Origin of the sequence: Hydrogenophaga sp. OTU3427 (assembly GCF_038440225.1) — a bacterium.
In the GTDB taxonomy this organism is placed as follows: domain Bacteria; phylum Pseudomonadota; class Gammaproteobacteria; order Burkholderiales; family Burkholderiaceae_C; genus Hydrogenophaga.
Genome location: NZ_JASATI010000056.1, coordinates 18,318 through 27,343 on the forward strand (window position 1 = coordinate 18,318; position 9,026 = coordinate 27,343).

Below are 9,026 nucleotides of genomic sequence, written 5' to 3' on the forward strand. Positions count from 1 at the left end.
GTTCACGCGATCGCCACCGCGTCGCCGCTGCGCTCGAAGGGGATCAGGCCCTCCAGCGCGCCTTGCTGCACACGCTGCACCAGCCGCTCCAGGGCGGCCTGCACCGCGGACTCGCTGGGGGCCTGCATGTGCTGGCCCGACAGGGCACCGGCCAGCACCATGCCCCAGGGCGCGCCCAGGCCATCGGCCTCGGCCACCAGGGCCGCGAACGAGGCCAGCGCGTGTGGGTCCTTGTCCACACACATCACCGGCGCGAGCGTGCCGCCCTGCCCGGCCTCGAAACCCTGGCGCTGCTGCGGGCTGGCGTCCTCGGGCAGCTCGACCCGCACAAACACGAGCAGCAGGCGCTGGGCCTGGTCCTGGGCGCGGGCGGCTTGCAGCAAGTCGTCGAAGTGGGTGATGTTCATGGGGTTCACGGTCCGTCGGAGATGATCTGGCCGTCGTGTTCGACGTAGGGGGCGTAGGGGCCGGTGCCGCTGCTGGACGCGGCCGAGGCGGGCACGAAGCGTCCGGCCTGGACGTCGAACACATGCACCTCGCCGTCCTCGATCACGTAGTGCCAGCCGTGCACCGACAGCGCGCCGGCCTCGACCGCGCGCCGCACGAAGGGGTAGTCCAGCAGGCGCTCGAGCTGCAGCACCACGCTGCGCTGTTCGGTGCGCAGCAGGGCCTCGGGCGTCGGTTGCACAGGCAGCAGCGCCGCGTCGGCCAGCCTCAGCCAGGCGCGCAGGGCACGGGCTTCCTCGGGCGCGCCTTCGTAGGCGGCGCGGATGGCGCCGCAGTGGCTGTGGCCACAGACGATGATGCGTTCGACCTTCAGGCCGAGCACGGCGAACTCGATGGCGGCGGTGGTGCCGTGAAGTCCGGCCAGACGCGGGGCGGCACCCAGGTCGGTGCGTTCGATGGGCGCTTGCAGGTCGGCGTCGTAGGGCGGAACGAAGGCGCCGACGTTGCGCACCAGGAACAGCTCGCCCGGGCCGGCGCCGGTCAGCAGGTAGGGCACCAGGCGCGAATCCGAGCAGCCGATGAACAGCGTCTTGGGGTGCTGGCCATGGGCCACCAGATCCTGGAAGCGCTGCTGGTGCTGCGGAAAATAGTCCGAGTGGAAACGCCGCAGCCGCAGCAGCAGCTCGTCGCCGTCACCCGGGCCGCTGCCACTCACTGCACCAGGGGCGAGTCCGCCCCCTCCAGCGCCAGGCCCACGACGTGCGCCTGACCGATCAGCAGGCGCATGTACTGGCGCAGTGCGGTGGCTCGCGACTGCAGCGTCATCTGGATCGCGATGCGGTCCTGCACCGCGTCGAAGTCTTGCTGCGTGCCCTTGCGCCGACCCAGCACCTCGACGATGTGGAAGCCAAAACGCGTGTGCACCAGGCGCGGGTGCACACCCATGCCCCAACCCGAATCGCTTTGGTAGAAGAGTTCATTGGCCAGTTCGGGCGCGCAGTCGTGCGGGCCGACCCAGCCCAGGTCGCCGCCCTCGGCGCTGCTGGGGCAGTTGGACAGCTCGCGCGCCAGCTGCTCGAAGCGCCCGGCAGGCACGTCCTTGCGCGAGAGCTCCAGCAGCGCGGTCTCGGCGCGCTGGGCCAGCCGGTGCACGTCCACCCCTGGCGTCACGCCGAACAGGATGTGGCGCACATGCAAGGCCTGGCCGGTGACGAAGTGCGGCTTGTGGGCCAGGTAGTAACGCTCCTGGGCCTCGCGCGATGGCGCCGGGGTCACCACGGCCGCCTCGACCATGGCCTCCAGCACCTGGCGCTGCGCTTCGTCCAGCTCGGGCGCATGGCGGGGGTGGGTGTCGGGCAGGAGGCCCTGGCGCACGGCCTCCTGCCGCAGCAGCTCGGCGTGGGCACGCTCCATCAGCGCGTCGGGCGCCAGCTGTTCACCGGGCCCCAGCAGGGCCACGCCGTTGATGCGTGGGGGCTGGGCCTCGCCGGCACAGTGGCAGCTGCCACCGCCACCACAGCCCACCTCGGGCGGCAGGGGAATGGTCATGGCGTTCATGGCTTGGGACTCCCGCTGGGCAGGCCCAGCTTGCGGCTGCGCACCAGCTGGTAGGGACGCACCAGGTAGGCCAGCGTGCCGAAGCCACTCCACACGTGCACCAGGCGCGAGAAGGGGAACAGCAGGAAGATGGTCATGCCCAGCACCAGGTGGACCTTGTAGGGCCAGTCCAGCGCCACCAGGCCGGCGGCGTCGGGCCGGAAGGTGACGATGCGCTGCGCCCAGTCCGCCAGCGCCAGCATCACGCCCGCGTCCTGGTGTCCGAGCGAATAGGGCAAGGTGACGAGGCCCAGCACCAGCTGCACCCACAGGATGATCAGGATGCCCAGATCGGTGCGGTGGCTGGTCAGGCGGATGCGGTCGTCGAACAGGCGGCGGTGCAGCAGCAGGCTCAGGCCGATGAAGCAGATGAAGCCGGCGATGCCGCCCGCCGTCACGGCCACCAGCTGCTTCTGCTCGGCCGTGATGAAGGGCTCGTACATGAAGTGTGGCGTGAGCAGGCCCGCGCTGTGGCCGAAGAACAGGAACAGGATGCCGACGTGGAACAGGTTGCTGCCCCAGCGCAGCTGGCCCTTGCGCAGCAGCTGCGAGGAGTCGCTTTTCCAGGTGTACTGGTCGCGGTCGAAGCGCGCCAGGCTGCCCATCAGGAACACCGACAGGCAGATGTAGGGGTAGACGTTGAACAGGAAGTTGTGCAGCGTGTTCATGCGCGCGCTCCTTGTGTCGGGGAAGTCGGTGAATGGGCGTTCTTGACGATGCGTATGGGCTGCGGCTGGCCGGGCTTGGCCTGGCCCTCGGTCGAGCAGCCGCCGAACACGGCCGGCTCGGCCCAGCTCTCGTCCATGGCCGGCTCGTCGGGCACGGCCACCGCCTCGGCCTTCTCGCCGGCCAGCTCCAGCACCGCCGCCAGAACGCTGGCGTAGGGACTCTGGCGCTTGAGCAGGGCACTGAAGATCACGCGCACGATGTGAGCCGTCTCGGCCAGGAAGCCGCGCGCCTGCGGCGGCGGCTGGGTGGAGGCGAACTCCAGCAGCACCGGCAGGAAATCCGGCAGCTCGCTGTTGTCGATGTACAGGCCGGCCTGCTCGTAGGTCTGGATCAGGTCGATCATGGCCGGGCCGCGGTCGCGCGAATCGCCGTGCACGTGCTCGAACAGGTGCAGCGCGGTCGCGCGGCCACGGTCGAACAGCTCGACGTAGTCCGACTCCACCTGCAGCGCCGGCAGCAGCACCAGGCGGTCGAGCAGGCGCTCGATTTCGGCGATGCGTGTTGCCGGCAGGGCGGCCTCGCCCAGCAGGGCGGCGCGCAGCTCGCCCACGTGGGCGCGCAACTCGGCATCGGGGTAACGCAGCAGGTGGGCCAGCACGCGCAGCGTCAGGCGGGCCTGGGGGATGGGTGTTGAAAACAACATGGTCAAACTCCCGCTTTGATTGGAATGGTGCGCTTCTTCTCGCTGCCGAACAGGCTGGTCTCGGTCGAGCCTTCGGAGCAGCCGTTGCCGAAGGTGAAGCCGCAGCCACCCTTGACGTTGAAGGTGTTCTCGGCGTACTCGCGGTGGGTGCTGGGGATGACGAAGCGGTCTTCGTAGTTGGCGATGGCCATGGTGTGGTACATGTCCTCCACCTGCGCGGTGGACAGGCCGACCTGGTCGAGCACCGCGGTGTGGCGCACGCCGTCCACGTGTTTGCCGCGTTGGTAGGCGCGCATGGCCAGCATGCGTTCGAGCGCGTGCACCACGGGGGTGGTGTCGCCGGCCGTGAGCAGGTTGGCCAGGTACTTGACCGGGATGCGCAGCTGGCTCACGTCGGGGATCTCGCCGTTGAGGCCCACGTGGCCGGCGTTGGCGGCGGCCGTGATGGGCGACAGCGGCGGCACATACCAGACCATGGGCAGGGTGCGGTACTCGGGGTGCAGCGGCAGGGCCACCTGCCAGTCCACCGCCATCTTGTAGACCGGGCTGTGGCGCGCGGCCTCCAGCCAGGCGTCGGGGATGCCGTCGGCGCGTGCCTGGGCGATCACCTCGGGGTCGTGCGGATCGAGGAACAGGCCCAGCTGCTCGCGGTAGAGGTCGGTCTCCTTCTCGGTGCTCGCGACCTCGGCGATGCGGTCGGCGTCATAGAGCAGCACGCCGAGGTAGCGGATGCGCCCGACACAGGTCTCGCTGCAGACCGTGGGCTGGCCGGCCTCGATGCGCGGGTAGCAGAAGGTGCACTTCTCGGCCTTGCCGCTTTTCCAGTTGTAGTAGATCTTCTTGTAGGGGCAGCCGCTGACACACATGCGCCAGCCGCGGCACTTGTCCTGGTCGACCAGCACGATGCCGTCTTCCTCGCGCTTGTAGATCGAGCCCGAGGGGCAGGACGCCACACAGGCCGGGTTCAGGCAGTGCTCACACAGGCGCGGCAGGTACATCATGAAGGTGTTCTCGAACTCCCCCACCATGGCCTTCTGCGCCGCCTCGAAGCCGTCGAAGTTCTGGTCCTTGCTGCGCTTGGCGAATTCGCCGCCCAGGATCTCCTCCCAGTTCGGGCCCCACTCGATCTTCTCCATGCGTTTGCCGGTGATCAGCGAACGCGGCCGCGCGGTGGGCGCGTGCTGCATCTCGGGCGCCGACTGCAGGTGGTCGTAGTCGAAGGTGTAGGGCTCGTAGTAGTCGTCGATCTGCGGCAGGTGCGGGTTGGCGAAGATCTTCATCAGCAGTTGCCACTTGCCGCCCTGCTTCGGGACGATGGAGCCATCGGCCTTGCGGGTCCAGCCGCCCTTCCACTTGTCCTGGTTCTCCCAGTCCTTGGGGTAGCCGATGCCGGGCTTGGACTCGACGTTGTTGAACCAGGCGTATTCGACGCCGGGCCGGCTGGTCCAGACCTGTTTGCAGGTGACCGAGCAGGTGTGGCAGCCGATGCACTTGTCCAGGTTCAGGACCATGCCGATCTGAGCACGTACTTTCATGGATTTTCTCCTTGGGACTGGTAGGCGCCGGCCAGGTGGTCGTCGCGTGGCGTGTCCAGCCAGTCGACCTTGTCCATCTTGCGCACGACCACGAACTCGTCGCGGTTGGTGCCGATGGTTCCGTGGTAGTTGAAGCCGTAGCTGAGCTGCGCGTAGCCGCCGATCATGTGGGTGGGCTTGAGCACGATGCGGGTCACGGAGTTGTGGATGCCGCCACGCACGCCGGTGATCTCGCTGCCCGGGGTGTTGATGATCTTTTCCTGCGAGTGGTACATCATCACCATGCCGTTGTTGACACGCTGGCTCACCACCGCACGCGCCGCCACCGCGCCGTTGACGTTGAAAAGCTCGACCCAGTCGTTGTCCGCGATGCCCGCGCTTTTCGCATCGTCCTCGCTGAGCCACACCACGGTGCCGCCACGGTTGAGCGTGAGCATCAGCAGGTTGTCGCTGTAGGTCGAGTGGATGCCCCACTTCTGGTGCGGCGTGATGAAGTTCAGCAGGATCTCGGGGTTGCCGTTGGACTTGCGCCCGTGCACCTCGGCCGTGGTCTTGAGGTCCACCGGCGGACGGTAGCTGCTGAAGCCCTCGCCAAAGGCGATCATCCAGGGGTGGTCCTGGTAGAACTGCTGGCGCCCGGTCAGGGTGCGCCATGGGATCAGCTCGTGCACGTTGGTGTAGCCGGCGTTGTAGCTCACCGTCTCGCTCTCGATGCCGCTCCATGTGGGCGAGCTGATGATCTTGCGCGGCTGGGCCTGGATGTCGCGGAAGCGGATCTTCTCGTCCTCGCGGTACAGGGCCAGGTGCTTGTGGTCGCGCCCGGTCTGCTTGCTCAGGGCCTCCCAGGCCTTGACCGCCACATGGCCGTTGGTCTCGGGTGCCAGCTGCAGGATGACCTCGCAGGCGTCGATGTCGGTGACGATGCGGGGCATGCCCTGCGTCACACCCTCTTCCTGCGTGGCGCCGTTGAGCTGGCCCAGCTGCGTGACCTCCAGCTCGGTCTTCCAGGCAATGCCCTTGCCGCCGTTGCCGACCTTGTTCATCAGCGGGCCCAGGGCGGTGAAACGTTTGTAGAGGTTGGGGTAGTCGCGCTCCACCACGGTGATCTGCGGCGCCGTCTTGCCCGGGATCAGGTCGCACTGGCCCTTCTTCCATTCCTTCACGTCAAAGGGCTGGGCGAGTTCGGCCGGGCTGTCGTGCATCAGCGGCGTCAGCACCACTTCCTTTTCCACCCCCAGGTGGCCCACGCAGACCTCGCTGAAGGCCTGGGCAAAACCCTTGTAGATCTCCCAGTCGGAGCGTGATTGCCACACCGGGTCCACCGCTGCGGACAACGGGTGGATGAAGGGGTGCATGTCGCTGGTGTTGAGGTCGTTCTTCTCGTACCAGCTGGCGGTGGGCAGCACGATGTCGGAGTACAGGCAGGTGGTGGACATGCGGAAGTCCAGCGTCACCAGCAGGTCCAGCTTGCCCTGGGGCGCGTCCTTGTGCCACTTCACTTCCGACGGCCGGGCGTCGTCCTCGCCCAGGTCCCTGCCCTGCACGCCGTTTTCCGTGCCCAGCAGGTGCTTGCAGAAGTACTCGTGGCCCTTGCCGCTGGAGCCCAGCAGGTTGGAGCGCCAGACGAAGAGGTTGCGCGGCCAGTTCTGCGGCGCGTCCGGATCCTCGCAACTCATCTCCAGCGTGCCGTCCTTGAGCGCCTTGACGACATAGTCCTTGGGGTCCAGGCCGGCGGCGGTGGCGTCGCGCACCACCTGCTGCGGGTTGGTCTTGAGCTGGGGCGCGCTGGGCAGCCAGCCCATGCGCTCGGCGCGCACGTTGTAGTCGATCATGCTGCCGCCAAAGGCGGCCTTGTCTGCCAGCGGGCTGACGATCTCTTCCAGACCCAGCTTCTCGTAGCGCCACTGGTCGGTGTGGGCGTAGAAGAAACTGGTGCTGTTCTGCTGGCGTGGCGGGCGAATCCAGTCGAGCGCAAAGGCCAGCGCGGTCCAGCCGGTCTGGGGGCGCAGCTTTTCCTGGCCCACGTAGTGCGCCCAGCCGCCGCCGCTCTGGCCGATGCAGCCACACATCATCAGCAGGTTGATGACGCCGCGGTAGTTCATGTCGGCGTGGTACCAGTGGTTCATGGCCGCGCCGATGATGACCATGGACTTGCCGTGGGTCTTGTCGGCGTTGTCGGCGAACTGGCGTGCCACGGTGATGACCTGGTCGCGCGGCACGCCGGTGATCTGCTCCTGCCAGGCCGGGGTGTAGGGCGCGTTGTCGTCGAAGTTCCGGGCGCCCGAGCCCAGGCCACGGTCGATGCCGTACTGCGCCACCTGCAGGTCGAACACGGTGGCCACCAGGGCGTGGCGCTCTTCGCCGGCCTTGCCCAGGCGCAGGCGCACGGCGGGCACCCTGGCGTGGTTGACCTCGCCGGTGCCGGCGTTCTCGGTGAAGTGGGGCGTGACGTTGCCACCGAAGTAGGGGAAGCCCACATCGACCACCTGGTGGTCCTGTTCGCCGTCCTCCATCACCGACAGCTTGAGCTTGACCTCGCCGTCGTGGCGCGCTTCCTTGGCTTCGAGGTTCCACTTGCCCACGTCGTCGCGGCCTTCCGCGCCCCAGCGGAAGCCGATGGAGCCGTTGGGCAGCACGGCGCGGCCGCCGGTGTCGAAGGCCACCGTCTTCCACTCGGGGTTGTTGTCCTGGCCCAGCTGGCCGTTGAAGTCGCTGGCGCGCAGGTAGCGGTCGGGCACCATCGTCACCGTGCCGTCGGGCAGGGTGTGTTCCTTGAGCATCACCAGCAGCGGCAGGTCGGTGTAGCGGCGCGCGTAGTCGTCGAAGTAGGTGGAACGCGCCTTGCCCTCGGGGAAGTAGAACTCCTTGAGCACCACGTGGCCCATGGCCATGGCCAGGGCGGCGTCGGTGCCCTGCTTGGGGTGCATCCAGAGATCGGCCAGCTTGGCGACCTCGGAGTAGTCGGGCGTGACCGCCACCGTCTTGGCGCCCTTGTAGCGCACCTCGGTGAAGAAGTGGGCGTCCGGCGTGCGCGTCTGCGGCACGTTGGAGCCCCAGGCGATGATGTAGCTGCTGTTGTACCAGTCGGCCGATTCGGGCACGTCGGTCTGCTCGCCCCAGATCTGCGGGCTGGCCGGCGGCAGGTCGCAGTACCAGTCGTAGAAGCTCATGCAGACGCCGCCCAGCAGGCTCAGGTAGCGGCTGCCGGCGGCGTAGCTCACCATGCTCATGGCCGGAATGGGCGAGAAGCCGATGATGCGGTCGGGGCCGTGCCGCTTGATGGTGTAGACGTTGGCGCTGGCGATCATCTGGTTGACCTCGTCCCAGCTCGAGCGCACGAAGCCGCCCATGCCACGCACCTGCTGGTAGTCGCGGCGGGCGTCGTCGTTCTCGACGATGCTGGCCCAGGCGTCGACCGGGGTCCTGGCCACCTTCAGGGCGGCGCGCCAGCGTTCCAGCAGGCGGCCTCGCACCATGGGGTACTTGACGCGGTTGGCGCTGTAGAGGTACCAGCTGTAGCTGGCGCCGCGCGCGCAGCCACGGGGCTCGTGGTTGGGCATGTCCCAGCGGGTGCGCGGGTAGTCGGTCTGCTGGGTTTCCCAGGTGACGATGCCACCCTTCACATAGATCTTCCAGCTGCAGGAGCCGGTGCAGTTGACGCCATGGGTGCTGCGCACGATCTTGTCGTGGGCCCAGCGGTTGCGGTAGGCGTCCTCCCAGGTGCGGTCCTCGGCGGTGGTCTGGCCATGGCCGCCCGCAAAGGGCTCGGTGGGCAGCTTGAAATGGGTCAGGCGGTCAAGAAAGTGACTCATGGGATGCTCCGGTTGGGTGATGCTGCAAGGGGCATGTCTGTGGGTTGTTCGGTGTTTTGGTGTGACAGCTTTTGTGGGGGCCGAGCGCTGCGGGCTGCACGGTTCCGTCCGTGTCACCCGCCCACTGCGTGGGCTCCTCCTTTACCTACCGGAACCGTGCACCCCGCAGCCCTCGACTGCCTGCGCCGTTGGTGTGCCGACCGAAGACCTGGGTGTGCCCACCTCGTTGGCAGACTCAGGCCGGGGGGGGGGGGGGGGGGGGGG

Annotated in this window: 7 protein-coding genes; all 7 read right to left on the reverse strand. The window is 67.8% G+C overall.

Features of this window, described 5'->3' with window-relative positions; all coding sequences use genetic code 11:
* Positions 1-2: 2 nt before the first annotated feature.
* From AAHB17_RS21800 to AAHB17_RS21830, 7 genes are read right to left on the reverse strand one after another with little or no spacing between them, the layout of a single operon-like run.
* Positions 3-407, reverse strand: a complete 405-nt coding sequence (locus AAHB17_RS21800) for a ribonucleotide reductase subunit alpha (protein ID WP_342133071.1) — start codon at positions 405-407, stop codon at positions 3-5.
* A gap of 5 nt (positions 408-412) precedes the next feature.
* Positions 413-1,162, reverse strand: coding sequence for a carbonic anhydrase (locus tag AAHB17_RS21805; protein ID WP_342133072.1), 750 nt, complete (start codon positions 1,160-1,162; stop codon positions 413-415).
* Positions 1,159-1,995, reverse strand: a complete 837-nt coding sequence (locus AAHB17_RS21810) for a peptidylprolyl isomerase (RefSeq protein WP_342133073.1) — start codon at positions 1,993-1,995, stop codon at positions 1,159-1,161. Before AAHB17_RS21810 ends, AAHB17_RS21805 begins: the two co-directional genes overlap by 4 nt.
* 5 nt (positions 1,996-2,000) lie before the next feature.
* Positions 2,001-2,711 (reverse strand): respiratory nitrate reductase subunit gamma, encoded by a 711-nt coding sequence (gene narI / locus AAHB17_RS21815; RefSeq protein WP_342133075.1) that lies wholly within the window; start codon positions 2,709-2,711, stop codon positions 2,001-2,003.
* On the reverse strand, positions 2,708-3,415 hold the full coding sequence (gene narJ, locus AAHB17_RS21820; protein WP_342133076.1) for a nitrate reductase molybdenum cofactor assembly chaperone: 708 nt from the start codon (positions 3,413-3,415) through the stop codon (positions 2,708-2,710). Before narJ ends, narI begins: the two co-directional genes overlap by 4 nt.
* 2 nt (positions 3,416-3,417) lie before the next feature.
* Positions 3,418-4,950 (reverse strand): nitrate reductase subunit beta, encoded by a 1,533-nt coding sequence (narH, locus tag AAHB17_RS21825; RefSeq protein ID WP_342133077.1) that lies wholly within the window; start codon positions 4,948-4,950, stop codon positions 3,418-3,420.
* Positions 4,947-8,762: a nitrate reductase subunit alpha gene (locus AAHB17_RS21830; protein WP_342133078.1), complete on the reverse strand. Its 3,816-nt coding sequence runs from the start codon at positions 8,760-8,762 to the stop codon at positions 4,947-4,949. The genes narH and AAHB17_RS21830 overlap by 4 nt, the downstream gene beginning before the upstream one ends.
* Positions 8,763-9,026: the final 264 nt, after the last annotated feature.